General features: G+C 70.0%; 17 protein-coding genes. 11 read left to right on the forward strand and 6 right to left on the reverse strand.

Annotated features, from left to right (window positions below; genetic code table 11):
* Positions 1 to 4: 4 nt before the first annotated feature.
* Positions 5 to 1,687 carry a urocanate hydratase gene (hutU, locus tag A4U64_RS04775; protein WP_029545300.1) on the reverse strand — a complete coding sequence of 561 codons (1,683 nt, stop codon included), beginning with the start codon at positions 1,685 to 1,687 and terminating at the stop codon, positions 5 to 7.
* Positions 1,688 to 1,899: 212 nt separating this feature from the next.
* On the opposite strand from hutU, the gene htpG reads away from it, so the two are divergent.
* From htpG to groL, 4 genes are all read left to right on the forward strand, one after another.
* Entirely contained in the window at positions 1,900 to 3,831 is a 1,932-nt protein-coding gene (gene htpG / locus A4U64_RS04780) for a molecular chaperone HtpG (RefSeq protein ID WP_006932404.1), read from the forward strand.
* A 106-nt stretch (positions 3,832 to 3,937) separates the two neighbouring features.
* The gene (locus A4U64_RS04785) at positions 3,938 to 4,714 is read left to right on the forward strand and encodes an HAD-IIA family hydrolase (RefSeq protein WP_006932403.1); all 777 of its coding nucleotides are present in this window, start codon (positions 3,938 to 3,940) and stop codon (positions 4,712 to 4,714) included.
* A 109-nt stretch (positions 4,715 to 4,823) separates the two neighbouring features.
* Entirely contained in the window at positions 4,824 to 5,351 is a 528-nt protein-coding gene (locus A4U64_RS04790) for a DUF6764 family protein (protein ID WP_065923411.1), read from the forward strand.
* A 249-nt stretch (positions 5,352 to 5,600) separates the two neighbouring features.
* Positions 5,601 to 7,226 carry a chaperonin GroEL gene (groL, locus tag A4U64_RS04795; RefSeq protein WP_006932397.1) on the forward strand — a complete coding sequence of 542 codons (1,626 nt, stop codon included), beginning with the start codon at positions 5,601 to 5,603 and terminating at the stop codon, positions 7,224 to 7,226.
* A gap of 1,182 nt (positions 7,227 to 8,408) precedes the next feature.
* On the opposite strand, the gene A4U64_RS04800 is transcribed toward groL, so the two are convergent.
* Positions 8,409 to 9,398, reverse strand: coding sequence for a bile acid:sodium symporter family protein (locus A4U64_RS04800; RefSeq protein WP_065922274.1), 990 nt, complete (start codon positions 9,396 to 9,398; stop codon positions 8,409 to 8,411).
* Positions 9,399 to 9,482: 84 nt separating this feature from the next.
* Between A4U64_RS04800 and A4U64_RS04805 the strand changes: the two genes are divergently transcribed.
* Positions 9,483 to 10,340, forward strand: coding sequence for a LysR family transcriptional regulator (locus tag A4U64_RS04805; RefSeq protein ID WP_065923412.1), 858 nt, complete (start codon positions 9,483 to 9,485; stop codon positions 10,338 to 10,340).
* A 79-nt stretch (positions 10,341 to 10,419) separates the two neighbouring features.
* Here A4U64_RS04805 and A4U64_RS04810 read toward each other — a convergent pair whose 3' ends face one another.
* From A4U64_RS04810 to A4U64_RS04820, 3 genes are all read right to left on the reverse strand, one after another.
* The gene (locus tag A4U64_RS04810; RefSeq protein ID WP_029545293.1) at positions 10,420 to 10,626 is read right to left on the reverse strand and encodes a PspC domain-containing protein; all 207 of its coding nucleotides are present in this window, start codon (positions 10,624 to 10,626) and stop codon (positions 10,420 to 10,422) included.
* Between the two features lie 85 nt (positions 10,627 to 10,711).
* On the reverse strand, positions 10,712 to 11,095 hold the full coding sequence (locus A4U64_RS04815; protein ID WP_029545290.1) for a phage holin family protein: 384 nt from the start codon (positions 11,093 to 11,095) through the stop codon (positions 10,712 to 10,714).
* 112 nt (positions 11,096 to 11,207) lie between these two features.
* Positions 11,208 to 11,534, reverse strand: coding sequence for a PASTA domain-containing protein (locus A4U64_RS04820; protein ID WP_232334171.1), 327 nt, complete (start codon positions 11,532 to 11,534; stop codon positions 11,208 to 11,210).
* A gap of 171 nt (positions 11,535 to 11,705) precedes the next feature.
* On the opposite strand from A4U64_RS04820, the gene A4U64_RS04825 reads away from it, so the two are divergent.
* Positions 11,706 to 12,737 carry a patatin-like phospholipase family protein gene (locus A4U64_RS04825; RefSeq protein WP_029545286.1) on the forward strand — a complete coding sequence of 344 codons (1,032 nt, stop codon included), beginning with the start codon at positions 11,706 to 11,708 and terminating at the stop codon, positions 12,735 to 12,737.
* Positions 12,738 to 12,746: 9 nt separating this feature from the next.
* Positions 12,747 to 13,598 carry an alpha/beta hydrolase family protein gene (locus tag A4U64_RS04830; RefSeq protein ID WP_006932928.1) on the forward strand — a complete coding sequence of 284 codons (852 nt, stop codon included), beginning with the start codon at positions 12,747 to 12,749 and terminating at the stop codon, positions 13,596 to 13,598.
* Positions 13,599 to 13,608: 10 nt separating this feature from the next.
* Here the strand turns inward: A4U64_RS04830 and A4U64_RS04835 are convergent, their stop codons facing one another.
* Positions 13,609 to 15,624 carry a prolyl oligopeptidase family serine peptidase gene (locus A4U64_RS04835; RefSeq protein ID WP_006932929.1) on the reverse strand — a complete coding sequence of 672 codons (2,016 nt, stop codon included), beginning with the start codon at positions 15,622 to 15,624 and terminating at the stop codon, positions 13,609 to 13,611.
* 116 nt (positions 15,625 to 15,740) lie between these two features.
* On the opposite strand from A4U64_RS04835, the gene A4U64_RS04840 reads away from it, so the two are divergent.
* The 4 genes from A4U64_RS04840 to lpdA all read left to right on the forward strand — a co-directional run bounded on the left by A4U64_RS04840 (position 15,741) and on the right by lpdA (position 20,903).
* Positions 15,741 to 16,901 carry an RNA-guided endonuclease InsQ/TnpB family protein gene (locus A4U64_RS04840; protein WP_065922275.1) on the forward strand — a complete coding sequence of 387 codons (1,161 nt, stop codon included), beginning with the start codon at positions 15,741 to 15,743 and terminating at the stop codon, positions 16,899 to 16,901.
* A gap of 123 nt (positions 16,902 to 17,024) precedes the next feature.
* Positions 17,025 to 18,341: a wax ester/triacylglycerol synthase domain-containing protein gene (locus tag A4U64_RS04845; RefSeq protein ID WP_065922276.1), complete on the forward strand. Its 1,317-nt coding sequence runs from the start codon at positions 17,025 to 17,027 to the stop codon at positions 18,339 to 18,341.
* 105 nt (positions 18,342 to 18,446) lie between these two features.
* Complete coding sequence (locus A4U64_RS04850; RefSeq protein ID WP_050035656.1) at positions 18,447 to 19,286, forward strand: SDR family oxidoreductase; 840 nt, start codon at positions 18,447 to 18,449, stop codon at positions 19,284 to 19,286.
* Between the two features lie 213 nt (positions 19,287 to 19,499).
* Entirely contained in the window at positions 19,500 to 20,903 is a 1,404-nt protein-coding gene (gene lpdA / locus A4U64_RS04855; RefSeq protein ID WP_029545277.1) for a dihydrolipoyl dehydrogenase, read from the forward strand.
* Positions 20,904 to 21,039 lie beyond the last annotated feature (136 nt).

The raw sequence follows: 21,039 nt of genomic DNA on the forward strand, positions 1-21,039 counted from the left end.
GGCGTCAGCCCTCCCGCATCGGGATGCGCAGTCCGCGGCGCGCGGCGACCTCGGCGGCACGGGGGTAGCCGGCGTCGACGTGCCGGAGGACGCCGGTGCCGGGGTCGTTCGTCAGCACCCGCTCGAGCTTGCGCGCGGCGAGGTCGGTGCCGTCGGCGATGCACACCTGCCCGGCGTGTAGCGACCGGCCGATGCCGACCCCGCCACCGTGGTGGATCGACACCCACGACGCGCCGGACGCCGTGTTGACCAGGGCGTTGAGCAGCGGCCAGTCGGCGATCGCGTCCGAACCGTCGGCCATCGCCTCGGTCTCGCGGTACGGCGAGGCCACCGACCCGGCGTCGAGGTGGTCGCGGCCGATGGCGATCGGAGCGGCGACCTCTCCGGCGGCGACCATCTCGTTGAACCTCAGCCCGGCCCGGTCCCGTTCGCCGTAGCCGAGCCAGCAGATGCGGGCCGGCAGCCCCTGGAACGGCACCGCGCGCCCGGCCAGGGTGAGCCATCGGGCGAGATGCTCGTTCTCGGGGAACAGCTCGAGGACGGCACGGTCGGTGGCCGCGATGTCCGCGGGATCTCCCGACAGCGCGACCCAGCGGAACGGCCCGCGGCCCTCCTCGAACAGCGGACGGATGTAGGCGGGTACGAAGCCGGGGAACGCGAACGCCCGGTCGAAGCCGCCCTTGCGGGCCTCGTCGCGGATGGAGTTGCCGTAGTCGAACACCTCGGCGCCGCGATCGAGGAACCCGACCATGGCCTTCACGTGCCGGGCCATCGACCGGCGGGCCTGCTCGGTGAACCACACGGGGTCCTTCGCCGCGAGGGTGTGCCACTCCTCGACCGTCACCCCGAGCGGCAGGTAGGACAGCGGGTCGTGGGCGGAGGTCTGGTCGGTGACGATGTCGATGGGGGCCTGCAGCGCGAGCAGCGCCGGCACGACGTCGGCGGCGTTGCCGACCACCCCGATCGAGCGGGGCTCGCGCGCATCCCGTGCCGCGAGCGCCGAGGCCAGCGCCGCCTCGACGCTGTCGGCCTTGGCGTCGAGGAAACCCTGCGCGAGCCGGCGGTCGACCCGGGCCTCGTCGACCTCGACGCAGATCGCGACGCCCTCGTTCATCGTGATCGCCAGGGGCTGCGCCCCGCCCATGCCGCCCAGGCCCGCGGTCAGGGTGACGGTGCCGGCGAGGCTGCCGCCGAACCGCTTGCGGGCGACGGCCCCGAACGTCTCGTAGGTGCCCTGCAGGATGCCCTGCGAGCCGATGTAGATCCAGGATCCGGCGGTCATCTGCCCGTACATCGTCAGCCCCAGCGCCTCCAGGCGGCGGAACTCCTCCCAGTTCGCCCAGTCGCCGACCAGATTCGAGTTGGCCAGCAGCACGCGCGGTGCCCACTCGTGGGTGCGCAGCACCCCGACGGGCTTGCCGGACTGCACGAGCAGCGTCTCGTCGCCGCCGAGGGTCTCGAGGGTCCGCACGATCGCGTCGAATGCGGCCCAGTTGCGGGCCGCCCGGCCGGTGCCGCCGTAGACCACCAGGTCGTCCGGCCGTTCGGCGACGTCGGGATCGAGGTTGTTCATCAACAGGCGCAACGCGCCCTCCTGTTGCCAGCCCCGGCACCGCAGCCCGGGACCGCGCGGGGCGCGCACGGGCCGCGGGCCCGGGAGGGCGGAGGGGGTCGTTCCGGTGGCCATGGGGCCTCCTCTCGAAACCGGCGAGGCGCGCCGGCGCCGCGACTCCATCCCATGACACTGCGGCGGACCGCCCCGCGACAACCGGTCCGGGCGGATGTGTCGGATCCGAGACCGAGCGGCCGGCCGCGGCCCGCCCCGGCGGCCCCTTGGAACAGCGGGGCGGCGCGGTCGTACGATTTCGTCGAACGTTCTGCTGTCGAAGGGAACCATCCATGACCACGGGTATCGAACAGCTCGAGTTTCAGGCGGAGACGCGTCAGCTGCTGGATCTGCTGATCCATTCGGTGTATTCGAACAAGGACACCTTCCTCCGGGAACTCGTCTCCAACTCGTCGGACGCGCTGGACAAGCTCAAGCTCGAGGCGTTCCGCAACAAGGACCTGCAGGTCGACACCTCGGATCTGCACATCGAGATCGAGGTCGACAAGGAGCAGCGCACCCTCACCGTCCGCGACAACGGCATCGGCATGTCCCGGGACGAGGTGGTCGACCTGATCGGCACCCTCGCGAAGTCGGGTACCGCGGAACTGCGGCGCAAGCTGCGCGAGGCGCAGGAGTCGGCCGCGCCGGAGGAACTCATCGGCCAGTTCGGGGTCGGCTTCTACTCGACCTTCATGGTGGCCGACAAGGTGACCCTGCTGACCCGCAAGGCCGGCGAGCACGACGGCACCCGGTGGGAGTCGAGCGGCGAGTCGACCTACACGATCGAGACGGTCGAGGGCGCACCCCAGGGCACGTCGGTGACGCTGCACCTCAAGCCGGAGGACACCGAGGATCACCTGTTCGACTACACGGCCGAGTGGAAGATCAAGGAGATCGTCAAGCGCTACTCGGATTTCATCGCCTGGCCGATCCGGATGCAGGTCGAACGCACCAAGCCCGCCGAGGGGGAGGGGTCCGTCGCCGAAGTGGTCCGCGAGACGGAGACCCTGAACTCGATGAAGGCGCTGTGGGCGCGCTCGAAGGACGACGTCTCCGCGGAGGAGTACAGCGAGTTCTACAAGCACGTCAGCCACGCGTGGGACGAGCCGCTCGAGGTCGTCCCGATGAAGGCCGAGGGCACATTCGAATACCAGGCGCTGCTGTTCATCCCGTCGCAGGCGCCGTTCGACCTGTTCATGCGCGAGCGCAAGACCGGGATCCACCTCTACGTCAAGCGCGTGTTCATCATGGACGACTGCGAGGAGCTGATCCCGGAGTACCTGCGGTTCGTCAAGGGCGTGGTCGACGCCCAGGACCTGTCGCTCAACGTCTCGCGCGAGATCCTGCAGCAGGACAGGCAGATCCGCGCGATCCGCCGGCGGCTCACCAAGAAGGTGCTGTCCACGATCCAGGACATGGCGACCACCGAGAAGGAGAAGTACCGGACCTTCTGGTCGCAGTTCGGCCGGGTCCTCAAGGAGGGTCTGCTCTCGGATTTCGACAACCGCGACACCCTGCTCGCCGTGTCCTCCTTCGAGTCCACGCACAGCGAGGACTCGACGACGACGCTCGCCGAGTACGTCTCGCGGATGAAGGAAGGCCAGGACGAGATCTTCTACATGACCGGCGAGTCCCGGCAGCAGATCGAGAGCTCCCCGCACATGGAGGCCTTCCGCGCCAAGGGCTTCGAGGTGCTGCTGCTCACCGACCCGGTCGACGAGATGTGGGTGGGGTCCGTGCCCGAGTTCGAGGGCAAGCCGTTCCAGTCGATCGCCAAGGGCGAGGTGGATCTCGGTACCGAGGACGAGAAGAAGGCCGCCGAGGCCGAGCGTGAGGAGCGGGAGAAGGAGTACGCCGACCTGCTGTCGTGGCTCGGCGAGACGCTCGACGAGCACGTGAAGCAGGTGCGGCTGTCGTCGCGGCTGACCACGTCGCCCGCGTGCCTCGTCGGCGACACGTTCGCGATGTCGCCCGCCCTCGAACGGATGTACCGGGCGTCGGGCCAGCCCGTCCCGCACACCAAGCGCATCCTCGAGCTCAACCCGGACCACCCGTTGGTCACGGCGCTGCGCGACGCGCACGCCCGGCACGCCGACGACCCGACGCTCGGCGAGACCGCCGAGTTGCTGTACGGCACCGCGCTGCTCGCCGAGGGCGGCGAACTCGAGGACCCGGCGGCGTTCGCCCGTCTGCTCGCCGATCGCCTCGCGCGCACGCTGTAACCGCTCACCCCTTCCGGCCGAATGTCACATCGCGTCGATCGAATCGACGTGGTGTGACATTCGGTCCGTGCGTGGTGGGGGTGCGGCGACCCGATAGGCTCACACCATGGCCGGCGTGGACGGGGTGTTGTTCGATATCGAGGGCGTGATCGTGACGTCGTGGGAACCCGTGCCGGGCGCCGCCGAGGTGCTTGCCGGGCTCCGCGAGCGCGGGGTGCATCGGGCCTTCCTGACCAACACCACGTCGCGGACCTGCGCGCAGATCGCCGAGAGCCTCACCGGGCTGGGCATGCCGGTCGAGCCCGCCGAGATCGTGACGGCCGCGTCCCTCACCGCCGAGTACCTGCGCCAGACCTACCCGGACCGGCGCTGCTGGGTGCTCAACCACGGCGACGTGGAGGCGGACCTCGAGGGCATCGTGCGCGACGAGGACGATCCCGAGGTGGTCGTGCTCGGCGGGGCCGGGCCGGAGTTCAGCCACCGCGCCCTCAGCCGCGTCGCCGAGCTCATGCTCGACGGGGTGCCGGTGGTCGCGATGCACCGCGGCTCCACGTGGCAGTCCGCGGACGGCCTGCGCATCGACACCGGCGTGTACCTGCCCGGTCTCGAGGAACTCACCGGGCAGACCGTCGTCGCGGTCGGCAAGCCGTCGATGCGGGGCTTCCTCGCCGCGGCCGAGCTGATGGGCACCGAACCGGACCGGATGGCCGTGGTGGGCGACGATCTCCACGCGGAGGTCATCCCCGGCCAGCGCCTCGGCATGACGGGAATCCTGGTGCGCACCGGCAAGTTTCGGCAGTCGGTGCTCGACCTCGCGGTCGAGCGTCCCGATCGGGTGATCGATTCGGTCGCCGCCCTGCCGGAGCTCCTCGACACGCTGTGACGCCGTCTCGCCCCGGGCGGGTGTGACCGGTACCCTCGCCGCCGGGGGAGTCGCCCCCGTCCGGGCATCCGAGCCCAGCGAGTCCCGGCCCAGCGCAGAGGAGACCTTGTTGTCCATCCGATCCATCCGTGCCGTCTTAGTCCCCCGCCGCCTCCTCCGGGCCGGTGTCGTCGCCGCTCTCGGCGTCGCGTCGGCCGCCCTGCTCGGCGTGGGTACCGCGACGGCGGCGCCGGTGACGTGCGTGTCGCCGCCGTCGGCCAACGAGATCCTGGTCTCCGACGCCGCCAGCTGCGGCGCGACGGCCGCCGAGGGCGGCACGGCCCACTCCTTCGCCTCCGAGAGCGGCACCGCGGTGTCGGCGGCGCAGACGGCCGGCGCGGCCGAGGCCCACGCGACGGGGTTCGGGACCGCCCTGAGCGGCGCCCAGAACGGTGGCCGCTCCTACGCGTACGCCCTCGGCGGCGGACTGAGCCATTCCTCGGCGCAGGGCCCGGTGACGACGGTGTCGGTCGCGGGCTGGGGGTCGGGGGCGACGGCCGATCCGACCGGGGTGACCTGCGTCGGCCCGCAGTCGTTCGCCGTCAACACGGCCACCGGTCAGTGGTGCGCCGTCGGCGTCGGTTCCACGCGTCGCTGAGAACACACCGCAGCGGTCTTGCGCGACGGGGGTGGCGGGTGCTCCAGACCTTGCACTCGCCACCCTCGAGTGCTAAGAATGCTCTTGGCACTCGCAACACGTGAGTGCCAGGTCGGGACGGTGAGGCCGGGAATATCGACACCCCTGGTCGTCCGTCGCGGGCACTGCTTCCGGCCGAAGGCGTACATGGGGCGACCCGACGAGCGGTCGCCCTGCGTGTCACCCCCATATCCGGAGGATCACTTCGCAATGGCCAAGATCATCGCGTTCGACGAAGAGGCCCGTCGCGGCCTCGAGCGGGGCCTGAACAGCCTCGCCGACGCTGTCAAGGTGACGTTGGGGCCCAAGGGTCGCAACGTCGTGCTCGAGAAGAAGTGGGGCGCCCCCACGATCACCAACGATGGTGTGTCCATCGCCAAGGAGATCGAGCTCGAGGACCCGTACGAGAAGATCGGCGCCGAGCTGGTCAAGGAAGTTGCCAAGAAGACGGACGACGTCGCGGGTGACGGCACCACCACCGCCACCGTGCTCGCCCAGGCGCTGGTGCGCGAGGGTCTGCGCAACGTCGCCGCCGGTGCGAACCCCCTCGGCCTCAAGCGCGGCATCGAGAAGGCCGTCGAGGCCGTCACTGCCAAGCTGCTCGACACCGCCAAGGAGGTCGAGACCAAGGAGCAGATCGGCGCCACCGCCGGCATCTCCGCGGGCGACCCCGCGATCGGTGAGCTGATCGCCGAGGCCATCGACAAGGTGGGCAAGGAAGGCGTCATCACCGTCGAGGAGTCCAACACCTTCGGCCTGCAGCTCGAGCTGACCGAGGGCATGCGCTTCGACAAGGGCTACATCTCGCTGTACTTCGCCACCGACGCCGAGCGTCAGGAGGCCGTGCTCGAGGACGCGTACATCCTGCTCGTGTCGGGCAAGATCTCGACCGTCAAGGACCTGCTGCCGCTGCTGGAGAAGGTCATCCAGTCCGGCAAGCCGCTGGCGATCATCGCCGAGGACGTCGAGGGTGAGGCTCTGTCCACCCTGGTCGTCAACAAGATCCGTGGCACCTTCAAGTCGGTCGCCATCAAGGCCCCCGGCTTCGGTGACCGCCGCAAGGCCCAGCTCGCCGACATCGCCATCCTCACCGGTGGCGAGGTCATCAGCGAAGAGGTCGGTCTCTCCCTCGAGACCGCCGGTCTCGAGCTGCTCGGCCGTGCGCGCAAGGTCGTCGTCACCAAGGACGAGACCACCATCGTCGACGGTGCCGGCGACGCCGACGCCATCGCCGGTCGCGTGAACCAGATCCGCGCCGAGATCGAGGCGTCGGACTCGGACTACGACCGCGAGAAGCTGCAGGAGCGTCTGGCCAAGCTGGCCGGCGGCGTTGCGGTCATCAAGGCCGGTGCCGCCACCGAGGTCGAGCTCAAGGAGCGCAAGCACCGCATCGAGGATGCCGTCCGCAACGCCAAGGCTGCGGTCGAGGAGGGCATCGTCGCCGGTGGTGGCGTCGCGCTGCTGCAGGCCGCGCCGGTTCTGGACGACCTGAAGCTCGAGGGTGACGAGGCCACCGGTGCCAACATCGTCAAGGTTGCCCTCGAGGCCCCGCTGAAGCAGATCGCCTTCAACGCCGGCCTCGAGCCCGGCGTCGTCGCCGAGAAGGTCCGCAACCTGCCCGCCGGCCACGGCCTCAACGCCGCCACCGGCGAGTACGAGGACCTGCTGGCTGCCGGCATCAACGACCCGGTCAAGGTCACCCGCTCGGCGCTGCAGAACGCGGCGTCCATCGCGGCCCTGTTCCTGACCACCGAGGCTGTCGTCGCCGACAAGCCGGAGAAGGCCGCCGCTCCCGCCGGCGACCCGACCGGCGGCATGGGTGGCATGGACTTCTGATCCACGCCCGACCGTCTTCGAGGCCCGGTTCCACTTCGGTGGGGCCGGGCCTCGTGGCGTCGAGGGCTCGGCCCGGGCCGAGCGGCGGGGAGCGCAGGCCCCGGCGTGCGCGAAGTTCCGACGGGTGCAGGAATGCCTGCCGCCGCCGGGAAATCGGGGAAATGTTCCGCCGCGCCGAGTGCTGAAGTGCAGTTCGGGGCGGCCGCGCGGCGCTTCCCGGGCGGCCGGGGACGCAATTCTTTTCGTTAAACATTCCGTTTTTCCGCACTCACAATGCGGAAATCTTTGCGTTCCGGAATTTTCCGCTCTGCACCTGCATAAATGCCGCGGAAATGCATCGAAAACAAGGCCGCATTTCCGGGGTGTGAATTGTCTCACGCCCTGAATTCGCCGGCTCGCAGCGCACAATTCGCGGGGCCCGTGCCACACTCGGAATTGTGATCGGGAACGATCCGGTCGCGTGCAGAAGCGGCGGGCCGGAAATTCCGGCCGGTCGAGAAACACGAGACAAAGGAGTCGGACAATGCTCGGATCCGTTCAGGACATTCTCAACCTCCTGCTGGAGACCTTCGGTGACTTCGCCGACATCCTCGGCACGGGCAGCGCGGAGGCCGGTGAGACCACCCAGCAGGCCGTGAGCTGATCGTCGGCCCGAGAGGGAGTCGGAGGGTTTCCCTTCTCGAGCTGCCTCGATCCACAGCACTCGGCCGCAGCGGCACACGTCGTCGCTGCGGCCGAGTGCTGTCCGGGGTTTCCGGTGTGACCGGCCCGTTCCCATCGAGGGGTGATTTTTCCGATTTCTGCGTTCTCGACTCGTGACATGTTGTAACAATGGCGTCGCGGTCGCAGTTCCAGGCCGCGCATCCGTGACACCGACGAAATCAAGGAGGAGTCGCCATGGGGTCTCTCGCGGACATCATCGGCTGGGTACTCGAGAATTTCGATCTGCTGGAGGTTCTGGACTCGCTGAGCGCCGGCGACGACTAGCAGCCACCCACCACCTGGACGGAGAAGATCATGATCGGCAGCCTGCTCGACCTCATCACGCCCATCCTCGAACTGATCGCCGACCTCGGCTCCGGCAGCACGGACTAGTCCCGGGCCCGAGACCGCAGTCGAATCGCAGCCGCAGCCGCAGGATCTCCTGCCGCTGTGGCTGCGGTCGTGAGGTGTCCGGCCGGTTCACACCGCCACGGCCGCGGCGACCGCACGCTTCGCCAGCCGCGCCGCGATCGCGGCACACACCAGCAGCTGGATCTGGTGGAACAACATGAGCGGCAGGACGATCAGCCCGATCGGCTGGCCCGGGAACAGCACCGTCGCCATCGGCAGGCCCGTGGCGAGCGACTTCGTCGAGCCGCAGAACAGGATCGTCGCGCGGTCCTCGTAGGAGAAGCCCAGGCGCGGTGCGCCGAACCACGTGATCGCCAGGACCAGCGCGAGCAGCACGAGGCACACGCCCACGAGGGCGAGCAGCCGCGCGGGCGACAGGCTCGACCAGATGCCCTCGTTCATGCCGCGGCTGAACGCGACGTACACGACGAGCAGGATCGAACCGCGGTCGACGATCTTCAGCGGCCTGCCGTGGGCCTTGACCCACCCGCCGATCCAGCGGCGCACGAACTGGCCCGCGAGGAACGGAACCAGCAGCATGAGCACGATGTCGAGCACCGCAGAGGCGCTGAACGTCACGCCCTGCGTGGTTATCGTCAGCGCGACGAGCAGCGGCGTGACGAAGATGCCGAGCAGGCTCGACGCGCTGGCGGAGACGACCGCCCCCGGGATGTTGCCCCGGGCCACCGAGACCAGCGCGATCGACGACTGCACCGTCGAGGGCAGCAGGCACAGGTAGAGGACGCCGAGATACAACGGCTCGGTCAGGACCGCCGGCACGAGGACCTTCGTCGCCAGACCGAGCAGCGGGAACACCGCGAACGTGGTGGCGAGGATCGTCAGGTGCAGGCGCCAGTGCTTGAGGCCTTCGAGGGCCTCGTGCGTGGACAGGCGAGCTCCGTAGAGGAAGAACAGCAGGCCGATGGCGATCTTCGAGGCCCACGTGACGGCGGTCAGGGCCGTGCCCTCGGCCGGCAGCAGCGCCGCGATCGCGACGGTGGCGAGGATGCCGACGAGGAAGGGGTCGAGGCGTCCGAGCACGGGGATCCTGGAGAACATGAGTCGACGCTAGGTCACCGCACGCCCATCCAGGAAACCGATCACCGCGATTACTGTCATCACGAATCGTGATTGAATACCGTGGTGTTCGATCCCGTTCACCTGCGCAGCTTCCTGGCCGTGGAACGCGCCCGCAGCTTCACGCTCGCCGCGCGACGGCTCGGCCTGCGCCAGTCCACGGTCAGTCAGCACGTCGGCAAGCTCGAGCAGGCCGCCGGCCGCCGGCTGTTCCTGCGGGACACGCACGCGGTCGATCTCACCGCCGACGGCGCAGCCATGCTGGGCTTCGCCCGGGACATCCTCGATCGGCACGACGCGGCCCGGCGGTACTTCTCGGAGTCGCCGATCAGCGGGCGGCTGCGCTTCGGGGCCTCGGAGGACCTGGTGCTGCACGAACTGCCCGCCATCCTCGCGGAGTTCCGGCGCAGTCATCCCCGGGTGGATTTCGAGCTCACCGTCGCGCTGAGCGAGGACCTGCATCGGCGCCTCGACGACGGGGACCTCGACCTGGTCTTCGGCAAGCGCCGGCCGGGGGAACGACACGGGGAGCTGATCTTCCGGGGCCGGCTGGTGTTCCACGCCGCACCGGACTTCGTGGTCGAGCCCGACGGGCCGATCCCGCTGGTGACGTATCCGCCGCCGGCGCTGACCCGCGAGATCGCCCTCGACACGCTCCGGCGCGCCGGACTCGGAGCGCGCATCACCTGCACCACCGACAGCCTCAACGGCCTGCGCGCAGCCGTCCTCGCCGGGCTCGGCGTCGTGCTCCACGCTGCCCGGCTGCCGCCGGCGGGGCTCGTTCCCGTGCGCGCGGGACGACTGCCCGACGCGGGGGAGGTCGAGTTCGTGCTGCTGTCGCGGCGTTCGGTCCTCAACGAACCCGAGCGGGCACTGCGTGCCGTGATCCTCGCGAACGCCGACCGGCTCGGCCGGGACGGCTGACCGTCGTTGTGCGGCGTGCGCCCGTTCCGGCCGGCGGCGCGGGCGCACGCCGCGGGGGAGAGCGGTGAGCTCGTCCCTCTCACTCGGGCAGCAGCATCCACAGCGCCAGGTAGACCAGCGCCGCACCGCCTCCGGTGACGAACGCGGCGACCACCACACCGGCGCGGACGAGGTTGACGTCGATGCCGAAGTATTCGGCGAGACCGCCGCACACGCCACCGAGCATGCGCTGCGAGCGGGAACGGGCGAAGGGACGGGGACCGGGGGTGCTGTTCTCGAATGTCATGCGACAAGCGTGCCGCCGCGGGCCTGCCGGCCACATCGGGTGACGCCCCGATTCCTACCCTGATCTTTCGTCTCGGGGTTCGTCCTCAGCGGCGCTTGGCGAGCGTCTTCTTGAAGATCACCAGGGGCAGCAGCATCCGGGCGATCAGCGCGACGGCCCACACGATCACCGTCGCGAGGATCCAGGTCGCCGCGCCCCGGATCTGCAGGCCGTCGCTGACGAGCGAGGTGACGATCAGCGCCACCAGCGTCGAGATGAGCGCGCTGCTGCCCAGGAGCGCGGGGGTCTTGGTCACCGCCAGCTGACGCAGCAGGGGGTCGACGAGCATCGCGGCCACAGTGAACAGGACGACGGCGATGACGAAGGCGACGCCGTCGAGCGTCATGCCGGGCAGGACCCAGGCACCGACGAGCAGCGCCAGAGCGTTGGCGAGCAGTGCGACGACCGCGGACGCGAGCAGACGGACCATGCCAGGAGACTAGCCCCCACCGGCCGGGAGGGTGAACCGACAAGCCGACGAGGCGGGCCGGAATCCCGGCCCGCCTCGAGGCGCCGGATCGTCGGCGCGGCGCGAGAACTCGTCAGATGCAGACCACCGCCAGGCCCACGCCCCGCCAGACCTGCGTCTCGACGCGCTCGAACTCGTCCTTGTCGTGGTTGTACCGCATGTCGATCTCGGTGCGGTAGCCCCTGTCGCGCTGTTCGGTGACATGGCAGTCGCCGGACGCCGTGCCGGCGCGGTTGACCACGCCGTACGGCACGCCCTGCGCCTCGAGCGCGGCCCGGGCGCTGTGTTCGCTCATGCCGACCACGTTCGGAGCCGGCTGGGCCGCCGCCGCGGTGCCGGTGCCCAGCAGCACCGACGCGGCCGCCGCGCACACGGCCGCGGTGACGGAGGTGTGCAGCAAAACCCTTCCACGGCGGGATCTTTCGGGAACGGAGTGGGAACTGCTCGTGGTGGATGTCATGCCTTTCAGCGTGCCGACCGGCGGGCCGGCTCCACATCGGGTGACGCCCCGATCCCTACCCTGATCTTTCGTCTCGGGGTTCGCGCGCCGTGTGCTCCGTAGGATCTGTGCATGGCCGGACCGACGCGTGTGGCGCTCGCCCTGGGCAGCGGGGGTGCCCGCGGCTACGCCCACATCGGCGTGATCGAGGTGCTCGAGGAACGCGGCTTCGACATCACCGGGGTGGCGGGCTCGTCCATGGGCGCGCTCGTCGGCGGGCTGTACGCGGCGGGCAAGCTCGACGACTACACCCGCTGGGCGACGTCGTTGACCCAGCTCGACGTGCTGCGCCTGCTCGACGTGTCGCTGTCCGCGCCGGGCGCCATCCACGCCGAGAAGATCCTCGACAAGGTGCGCGAGATCCTCGGCGACACCCCCATCGAGGGGCTGCGGATCCCGTATACGGCGGTCGCGACGGACCTGGCCGCCGGCCGGTCCGTGTGGTTCCAGCGCGGCCCCGTCGACGTGGCGATCCGCGCCTCCATCGCGATCCCCGGCGTGATCACCCCGTACGTGCTCAACGGGCGGGTGCTCGCGGACGGCGGAATCCTCGATCCGCTGCCACTCGCCCCGATCCTCGCCGCCGGTGCCGACGTCACCATCGGTGTCAGTCTCGGGGCGGAGGAGCGCGACGTCGAGGGCGGCGCCCCGGCCCACGCGAGTGCGGAGCCGCGACCGGTCGACGAGTGGATCGGCCGCTTCCGCCGCAGCGCCGCGCAACTGCTCGAGCGCGACGTCGTCCGCTCGGTGGTCGGTCGCTTCGGCAGCGGGCAGGTGGCACGCAGCGATGCCGTGGAGGACGTGGCGCCCGAGGAGACCGAGGTCGTCGACGATCCGGTACCGGTCCCGAAGCTCAGCCGCTTCGAGGTGATGAACCGTTCGCTCGATCTGATGCAGTCGGCCCTCGCCCGGTATCAGCTCGCCGGGTACCCGCCGGACGTGCTCATCCGCGTCCCTCGCAAGTCGGGACGCAGCCTCGACTTCCACCGTGCGGCCGAGATGATCGCGCTCGGCCGCAGCCTCACGGAGTCCGCCCTCGACGCCGCGGGGCTCGGCGTCGCGCCGGTCGCCGAACCGGCTGACCCGGACACCGGAACCGCCTAGGCTGAGCCGGTGGAGACCGTACCGATCCAGCTGCCGGGCGGCACGACGACGCCGGTCCGCCTGTTTCCCGGTCCGGAACACCCGGCCCGCATCGACGCGCCACGGCCCGTGGTGGTGATCCTGCCCGGCCTCGGCATCCCGGCGGGCTACTACGAGCCCGTCGCCGAGGCGCTCACCGGGCACGGGTTCGACGCCGCGCTCTGCGAGCTGCCCGGGCAGGGCGACAGCCGCCCCCGTCCCGGACCCGACAGCGACTACGGCTACCAGGAACTGGTGGCCGTCGACCTGCCGGCGATGTTCGAGGTGGTGCACGAACGGTTCCTCGACTCCACCCCGTACCTCCTGGGGCATTCGATGGGCGGTCAGCTCGGGGTGCTCTATGCCTCCCGCAATCCCGGACGCCTCGGCGGGCTGATCCTCGTCGCCGCGGGCACCCCCTACTACCGTCACCACGCGGGCATCCGCGGGCCGGGTCTGCTCCTCGGGTCCGCGGCGATGTCGATCACCGCGAGCGTGGCCGGGTTCTGGCCCGGCGATCGGCTCGACGTCGCCGGTTTCGGCCGCCAGTCCCGGCTGCTCATCTCGGACTGGGCGCGCCTGGCCCGCAGCGGACGTTTCGAGCCCCGCGGCGCCGACGTCGACTACGAGCAGCGGCTGGCCGAGCTGAGCCTGCCGGTCCTGTCCGTCACCGTCGAGGGCGACGACATGACGCCCGTCCCCGCCGCCCGGCACCTGCTCGAGAAGATGCCCGCCGCGGACGTGACGACGTGGCACCAGTCCCGGCCGCTGGGGCACAACGGGTGGATCCGCGACAACGCGGACACCGTCGACCGCATCTCCGCCTGGTTGAAGGACCGGTGAGCGCGGCCTCCTACCGGGACAGCATGCGCTCGAGGAACGTGAACGTCAGTGCCGCCTTGAACGCGGCCTGGGCGTTGTCCGCGGCACCGCCGTGCCCGCCCTCGATGTTCTCGTAGTACCAGACCTCGTGCCCCTGTTCCTCGAGCCGGGCCACCATCTTCCGGGCGTGACCGGGATGCACCCGGTCGTCCCGGGTCGAGGTGGTGATCAGGATCGGCGGGTACGCCGCGTCCGGGTCGGTGTTCTGGTACGGCGAGTACTCGCGCAGGAAGGCCCATTCGTCGGGGTCGTCGGGGTCGCCGTACTCGGCCATCCACGACGCCCCGGCGAGCAGCAGGTGATACCGCTTCATGTCCAGCAGCGGCACCTGGCACACGATCGTCCCGAACAGTTCGGGGTAGCGGGTGAGCATCACGCCCATGAGCAGACCGCCGTTGCTGCCACCCTGGATGCCGAGCCGGTCGGCGGTGGTGATGCCGCGCGCGACCAGATCCCGCGCCACCGCGGCGAAGTCCTCGAACACCCGGGGCCGGTTCTCCTTCAGCGCCTGGGTGTGCCACTGCGGCCCGTACTCTCCGCCGCCGCGGATGTTGGCGATCACGTAGGTGTACCCGCGTTCGAGCCACGCCAGGCCCACGCCGCCGCTGTACGCCGGCACCATCGAGTTCTCGAATCCGCCGTAGCCGTACAGCAGGGTCGGCGCCGGGGACGAGGTGTTGCGGCCCACCACGAAGTACGGAACCTGGGTTCCGTCGTCCGAGGTGGCGAAATACTGTGTGACGGTCACGTTCTCGGCGTCGAAGAACGCCGGGGCCTGCTTGATCGGCTCCAGCGGGCTGCCGACCGTGCCGGACAGCAGCGTCGCGGGCACGGTGAAACCGCTGGAGTTGAGGAAGAATTCGTCGCTCTCGAGCGGGTCGACGTCGATCACGGAGGTGGAGGTCGCGGCCGGCACGTCCTCGAGGGGCCGATCGGTCCACCCGTCCGCTCCCGGGGTGAGCATCCGCACCTCGGTCTGCACGTCGCGCAGCGCGACCACCAGCAGGTGGTTCCGCGTCCAGGCGTACTGTTCCAGCGAGGTGTGCGCGTCCGGGGCGAACAGCACCGTCATCTCGCGCGACCCGGCCAGGAACTCGGGGTAGTTCGCGGCCAGCAGGGTGCCCGCCGGATGTCCGAGCCACGGCGACCGGGTCCTGATCAGCAGGTGGTCGCGGTACACGGAGACCTTCGCGTCGTCGGGGGCCTCGATCCGGACGAGCTCCCCGTCGGGCCGCAACTCGAAACGGTGCGACGTGTAGAAGTCGATCGCGCGCTCGACGAAACTGCGCTCGAAGCCGGGGGTGCGGTCGTACCAGGCGGAGACGGCGACGTCGGACTTGTCGCCCTCGTACACCGTCTCGGCCGCGGACAGCGGGGTACCGCGGCGCCAGCGCTTGGCCAGGCGCGGATATCCGGAGTCGGTGAGCGAGCCGTCGCCGAAATCGGTGCCGACGTACACGGTGTCCGCATCGATCCAGCCGATGTCGGTCTTCGCCTCCGGCACCGTGAAACTGTCCGGCCCGTCGACGAACTTCCGTGATTCCACATCGAACTCGCGGATCACGGTGGCGTCGGCGCCGCCGCGCGACAGGCCGATCAGGGCCCGGGACTGGTCGGGCCGCAGCACCTGCGCGCCCGACCACACCCAGTTCTCGCCCTCCGCCTCGGCGACCGCATCGAGGTCGACCAGCACGTCCCAGTCCGGGGCGTCGCGCAGGTACTGCTCCATGGTGGTGCGCCGCCACAGACCGCGCACGTGCCGAGCGTCGCGCCAGTAGTTGTACAGGTACTCGCCGCGACGCCGCGCGTACGGAATGCGCGCGTCGGTGTCGAGGACCTCCCGGATCCGGGACTGCAGCGTCTCGAACGCCTCGGTGCGGGTGTACTCGTCGACGGTGCGGTCGTTGTGCGCGCGCACCCACCCGAGTTGCTGGTCGCCGGTGACGTCCTCGAGCCAGAGGTACGGGTCGTTCGTGTCGTCGGTCATCTGGTGTTCGGCGCGGATACTCCCTCGTGCACGGGGGAGAGAAGGCGCCGTCCTCCTCTCGAGGGGTGTGAGGGTGTCGGGGAAACCTGTCGGTGGGTCCGGTTGGCGTGCCCGGTATGGGGGTCGAGGTGGTGCGCTACAACTACCGGTTGCGGCCGGGCAGTATCGCCGAACATGCACTGATGCAGGAGTGGCATCGTTGCCGATTCTTGTGGAACGAGGCGGTGCACCAACACAAGGCCGGTGGCAGGCCGACGTTCGGGAAGCTGGCCACGCAGTTGACCGAAGCGCGGAAACGCTCGTCGTGGTTGCGGGACGGTTCCCAGGTGGCGCAGCAGCAGACGCTGCGAACCTATGCACAAGCGTTGGAGGCATCCTTCACGGTGAAAGGGCGTGGCCGCCCCAGAGGCAAGTCGTGGAAGACGACGTCGCCGTCGCTCGAGTACACCCGGCGCGGCTTCCGGATCCGGGACGGGCGGTTGGTGCTCGCCAAGGGTGTCAGCATCCCGGTGGTGTGGTCGCGGGAGTTGCCGTCGGAGCCGTCGAGTGTGCGCATCACCCGCGATTCGCCGGGGCACTGGTACGCCTCGTTCGTGGTGACCCGCGAGGTGGAACCGGCACCGGGAGCCCCGAGCGGTTCCGGGATCGGTGTGGATTGGGGTGGGGCCCGGACCGCGACGACCACCGACGAGAGATTCGACCTGTCCTACGGTGGGCATCGGAAACGCTGCGCGGCGGAGCCGGCGAAAGCCCAACGGAAGACGGCGCGCCGCCGCGGGAAGGGCCACCCGCCGTCGAAGGGCTACCGGCGCGCCCGCACACACGCGGCGAAGATCGTGACGAAGGCCGCGTGCCGGAACCGGCACGAGGCGCGGGTGTGGGCGAAACGTGTGGTCGACAACCAGGAGTTGATTGCGGTGGAGGATTTCCGGCCGCGGTTTATGGCGAGGTCGACGATGGCTCGTCAGGCCGCGGACGCGGCGATCGGGTCGGCGAAACGGGAGTTGATCGAGCGGGGCAGCCGGGCCGACCGGAAGGTGGTGATGGTGCGGCCCGCGTACACGACCATGACGTGTTCGAGGTGTTTCGCGAGAACCAAGCAGCGTCTCGAACTCGCGGAACGGATCTTCCGGTGCCAGGGCTGCGGCTATATCGCATGCCGGGACCGGAACGCTGCCAGAGTGGTTCTGGCTGTGGCGGAGCGTGGCCACACCGGTGTCGACGACGTCAGTCAATCGGATCACCTCCTTCGGGTCGGTGCTGCGGTTGCGGTCTGAGCTGGGAATCTCCTGCCTTCAGGCAGGAGAGGCGTTGAGCGCAATTGTTACTCATCCGGCCCCGGGCGACCCGGTGGGGACCGCGGCGCGCGACGCAAACGCCGCACCCGCCACACTGGCGGCATGCAGCTCCACCCCTCCGACGCCCAGCGGGACTGGCTCGACGACCGCGTCCGCAGCGACCAGTTCCTGCTGTTCTGCTTCGAGGAGCCGGCCGGCGACCCCGGCCACCTGGTGGCGGAGCTGCGGCGACGGGCGTCGGCCGTCGTCGAGCTGCGGCTGCACGCCGTGGCGGTGCCGGGCGATCTGGACTATCCGTACTGGGCGACCGGGCCCGTCGGCGCCGACCGGTTCGTCGTGCACCGGCTGCCGGATCCGTCCTGGCCGGGCGTGCAGGAGGCCCTCGGTGAGCTGCTCACCGACCGGCTCGACATCCGGGCCTCGCCGTGGCGGCTGCACCTGTTGCCCGGCGTGACGGGGGCACCGCGTTGCGCCGCGGCCGCAACCGTTGTCGTGCTGCAGGTTTCGCACGCCTTCGCGGACGGGGCCCGCGCGTCCGCCCTGGCCCGGGCGTTGCTGTCCGGCACCGCCCCCGCCGGCGACGGGGCCCCGGCCGGGCCGGAGGCGCCGGCGGTGCCGGTAATGCTGCTGCGGGCCGCGGCCCGGGTGCCGCTCCAGCTGGGCTCGCTGCTGGTGACGGGGGCACGCGCGGGTCGCGCCGAACGGGAACTGGCCGATCCGGCCGTCCCGCCGCCGGCCCCGGGCTGCCCGCCGAGCGCCGTGAACACCGATCCCGGCCCGCGGCGTGCCGTGCGGACGATCGTGTGCCCGGCGACGGACCTGCGCACGGTGGGGACCGTGACCGTCGGTGCGCTGACCGCGATCGGGTCCGCGCTCGCCGAGTTCCTCGGCGACTTCCCGGCCGACCGGCTCGGCGCGGAGGTGCCCGTCTCCCTCGCCGGAAACAGGTTGTCGCGCAATGCCTACCGCAGCACCGGCGTCCGGCTGTTCGCGCACGTGCGCGATCTCCGTGAACGCGCCGCGGCCATCGCGGACGACCTGGCGCAGCGGCGGCGACGGATCACGCATCCGGCCATGGATCTGCGGGATCGTCCGCTCGCGCACGTCCCGGCCCCGCTGCTGCGGTTCGGGCTCGCCCGCGCCGACTTCGGCGCGGTGCCGCGGACCGTCACCGGCACTACGGTCGTGTCGAGCGTGTACCGCGGCGCGGGCGATCTGGTGCTCGGTGGCGCCGTCGTGCGCTTCACCGCCGGGTTCCCGGGCCTGTCGCCCGTCATGGGACTGACCCACGGCGTGCACGGGATCGGCGACGTGGTCACGCTGTCGGTCACGACCAGTCCGCAGGTGCTCGAGCCCGGGGAACTGGACCGGTACGAGACCGTGCTGCGTGCCGCCGTCGCGCAGGTGGCGCGCGCGTAGGGAAGGTGTGCCCGAACCGCCCCGGGCGCTGTCGAGCAACTGCTTGGTTCGGGACGGTTGCGACTGTAGCGTGCCGGTCGGAACCGGATCGACGAGGGAGTGACGATGGGTGTGTATGCGGTGACCGGTGCGGCGTCGGGGATGGGCCGGGCCGCCGCGGATCGGCTGCGGGCAGCCGGTCACACGGTGATCGGGATCGACCTGAAGGAGGGCGACGTCGTCGCCGACCTCTCGACCCCGGCGGGACGTTCCGACGCGGTGCGGCAGACCCTCGAGCGGGCCGGGAACCGGCTCGACGGTGCGGTCCTCGCCGCGGGCCTCGGTCCGGTGCCCGGCAAGGAACAGGCCATCGCCCAGGTCAACGTCCGGGGCGTGATCGAGCTGCTCGAGGGGTGGCGGCCGGCGCTCGCCGCGACCGGCAACAGCAAGGTCGTCGTGTTCGGGTCGAATTCGACGACCACCACCCCGGCCGTCCCGATGTCGGCGGTGCGGGCGTTTCTCGCGGGCGACCTGGAGAAGGGCGTGCGGCGGGCGGGCCGGATCCGGCCGGCGGCCGCCCCGTTCACCTACGCCGCGTCGAAGATCGCCGTCACCCACTGGGCACGCCGGAATGCGGTGACCCCGGACTGGGCGGGGTCGGGGATCCGGCTGAACGTCCTCGCGCCGGGCGCGGTGGCGACGCCGTTGCTCGAGACTCAGCTCGCGAGCCCGGAAGGTAAGCGGGTCAGGAGTTTTCCGGTTCCGATCGGCGGGTTCGGTGATCCCGACCGGATCGCCGAGTGGGTGGAGTTCATGCTCTTGCCGGCCGCGGACTTCCTCGTGGGCTCCGTCGTGGTGGTCGACGGCGGCAGCGAGGCGTGGTTCCGTGCCGTCGACTGGCCGCGACCGGTGCCGGTGCGGAAGGTGCTGCGGTACGTGCAGCGGATGCGGAGCTTCCGCCGCTGAGGAAGTGCTTGCGCCCGAGGGGGCGGTTGTCGCGGGTGGCTCTCGATGTTCGTCGCGGCAGCGTCCCCCCCGCCCGCGGCAGCGTCCCCTCGGCCGCGCGATCACCCGCTCGACGCCGTGCGTCTGCCCGATTCGTGCCTCATGTCGGGGCTACCGGCAAGTAACCGGACCATCCGCAGACACGCCGGAGCGGCAGGTCTACCCTGTTTGTTCGTGACCTCACACTATGACGTCGTTGTCCTCGGAGCCGGTCCCGGTGGGTACGTCGCTGCTATCCGCGCGGCACAGCTGGGACTGAGTACCGCCATCATCGAGAAGAAGTACTGGGGTGGTGTCTGCCTGAACGTGGGCTGCATTCCCTCCAAGGCGCTTCTCCGCAATGCCGAACTGGCGCATCTCTTCACGAAAGAGGCCAAGACGTTCGGCATGTCCGGGGACGTGTCCTTCGACTTCGGCGCCGCCGTGGACCGCAGCCGCAAGGTCGCGGACGGCCGCGTCAAGGGAGTGCACTTCCTGATGAAGAAGAACAAGATCACCGAATACGACGGTGCGGGTTCCTTCGTCGATGCCAACACCATCTCCGTCGAGCTCAACAAGGGCGGGACCGAGACGGTGACCTTCGACAACGCGATCATCGCGACCGGTTCGGTCACCAAGCTGCTGCCCGGCACCGAGCTGAGCAAGAACGTGGTCACCTACGAGGAGCAGATCCTCACCCGTGAGCTGCCGGGCTCGATTCTCATCGTCGGTGCCGGCGCCATCGGTATGGAGTTCGGCTACGTGCTGGCCAACTACGGCGTGGACGTCACCATCGTCGAGTTCCTCGACCGTGCGCTGCCCAACGAGGACGCCGACATCTCCAAGGAGATCGCGAAGGCGTACAAGAAGCTCGGCGTGAAGATCATGACCGGTGCCGCGGTGCAGTCCATCGACGACGACGGCAACAAGGTGACCGTCGCGATCAAGGACAACAAGTCCGGCAACGTCGAGTCCGTCGTCGTCGACAAGGTCATGCAGTCGGTCGGGTTCGCCCCGCGCGTGGAGGGCTTCGGCCTCGAGAACACCGGTGTCGCCCTCACCGACCGCGGCGCCATCGCCATCGACGACGTGATGCGCACGAACGTGCCGCACATCTACGCCATCGGTGACGTCACCGCCAAGCTCATGCTGGCGCACGTCGCCGAGGCGATGGGCGTGGTCGCGGCCGAGACCATCGGCGGCGCCGAGACCCTCACCTTCGACGACTACCGGATGATGCCGCGCGCGACGTTCTGCCAGCCGCAGGTCGCCAGCTTCGGCCTGACCGAGGAGCAGGCGCGCGACGAGGGTTACGACGTCAAGGTCGCGACCTTCCCCTTCACCGCGAACGGCAAGGCCCACGGCCTCGGCGACCCCAACGGCTTCGTCAAGCTGATCGCCGACAACAAGCACGGGGAACTGCTCGGCGGCCACCTGATCGGCCCCGACGTCTCCGAACTTCTGCCCGAGCTGACCCTCGCGCAGAAGTGGGACCTGACGGTCAACGAACTGGCCCGCAACGTCCACACCCACCCGACGCTGAGCGAGGCGCTGCAGGAGGCCATCCACGGCCTCGCAGGGCACATGATCAACTTCTGATCCCAGCGCGTCGAAGATCCTCCGCACGGGCAGATCCCCGTTCGGATGTACCGGCCTCAGCCCGTGGCGACCGAAACGTCGCCGCGGGCTGTCGTCGTCTTCGGAGACGAAACCTGATTCGATACCCGTGACGCGG

The organism is Rhodococcus sp. WB1, from assembly GCF_001700945.1.
GTDB lineage: Bacteria > Actinomycetota > Actinomycetes > Mycobacteriales > Mycobacteriaceae > Rhodococcus > Rhodococcus aetherivorans.

Coding starts and splice junctions, on each gene's coding strand:
- hutU (WP_029545300.1), bottom strand. CDS start 1,687: ATGGCCACCGGAACGACCCCCTCCGCCCTCCCGGGCCCGCGGCCCGTG.
- htpG (WP_006932404.1), top strand. CDS start 1,900: ATGACCACGGGTATCGAACAGCTCGAGTTTCAGGCGGAGACGCGTCAG.
- A4U64_RS04785 (WP_006932403.1), top strand. CDS start 3,938: ATGGCCGGCGTGGACGGGGTGTTGTTCGATATCGAGGGCGTGATCGTG.
- groL (WP_006932397.1), top strand. CDS start 5,601: ATGGCCAAGATCATCGCGTTCGACGAAGAGGCCCGTCGCGGCCTCGAG.
- A4U64_RS04800 (WP_065922274.1), bottom strand. CDS start 9,398: ATGTTCTCCAGGATCCCCGTGCTCGGACGCCTCGACCCCTTCCTCGTC.
- A4U64_RS04810 (WP_029545293.1), bottom strand. CDS start 10,626: ATGACATTCGAGAACAGCACCCCCGGTCCCCGTCCCTTCGCCCGTTCC.
- A4U64_RS04815 (WP_029545290.1), bottom strand. CDS start 11,095: ATGGTCCGTCTGCTCGCGTCCGCGGTCGTCGCACTGCTCGCCAACGCT.
- A4U64_RS04825 (WP_029545286.1), top strand. CDS start 11,706: ATGGCCGGACCGACGCGTGTGGCGCTCGCCCTGGGCAGCGGGGGTGCC.
- A4U64_RS04835 (WP_006932929.1), bottom strand. CDS start 15,624: ATGACCGACGACACGAACGACCCGTACCTCTGGCTCGAGGACGTCACC.
- A4U64_RS04840 (WP_065922275.1), top strand. CDS start 15,741: ATGGGGGTCGAGGTGGTGCGCTACAACTACCGGTTGCGGCCGGGCAGT.
- A4U64_RS04845 (WP_065922276.1), top strand. CDS start 17,025: ATGCAGCTCCACCCCTCCGACGCCCAGCGGGACTGGCTCGACGACCGC.
- A4U64_RS04850 (WP_050035656.1), top strand. CDS start 18,447: ATGGGTGTGTATGCGGTGACCGGTGCGGCGTCGGGGATGGGCCGGGCC.